Annotated in this window: 1 protein-coding gene; it reads right to left on the bottom strand. The window is 46.6% G+C overall.

Going from position 1 to position 506, the window contains the following annotated elements:
* On the bottom strand, nt 1-506 hold a 506-nt coding region (locus DXB92_RS13290), incomplete at both ends, for a transposase (RefSeq protein ID WP_181977102.1).

The raw sequence follows: 506 nt of genomic DNA, 5'->3' as shown, positions 1-506 counted from the left end.
GCAGCCAGCTTCCTGATCTGCCCGTTATCACGCACTGAAAAGTGTACTGCATCAATAAAAACGATCGGATACGCCGCATCAAGCGGACGATTCTGCCAATCTTCTATCTGTGGAAGAAGCCTGTCTGTGATGTCAGATACCATTCCGTCGCTGACTTCAAAGCCGTAGATTTCCTCGATGGTATCGCTTATCTGACGAGTTGTCATACCCTTTGCGTACAGAGAAATTATCTTCTGCTCAATGCCGGAGATGTCCTTTTGACGCTTTTTTACCACCTTTGGCTCAAATGTTCCGTCTCGATCCTGCGGTACTTCGATCTCAGTTTCGCCTAAATTTCCACGTATCTTCTTTGTTTTCTTTCCGTTGCGGTAATTGGAGCTGTCCGAGCGTTCATACGAACGATACCCTAAGTGTTCATCCAGCTCTGCCTCAAGCATTTCCTGTATCGTGCCGCCCATCAGATCTCTGAGAGCATCCTCAATATCTTTTGCTGTCCTGATATCATA

The sequence above is a fragment of the Ruminococcus sp. OM06-36AC genome (assembly GCF_003438725.1).
Taxonomy (GTDB): Bacteria; Bacillota; Clostridia; order Oscillospirales; family Ruminococcaceae; genus Ruminococcus_C; species Ruminococcus_C callidus.
The sequence above is the reverse complement of the archived record's forward strand: the minus strand, read 5'-3'. Positions and strand labels throughout refer to the sequence as shown.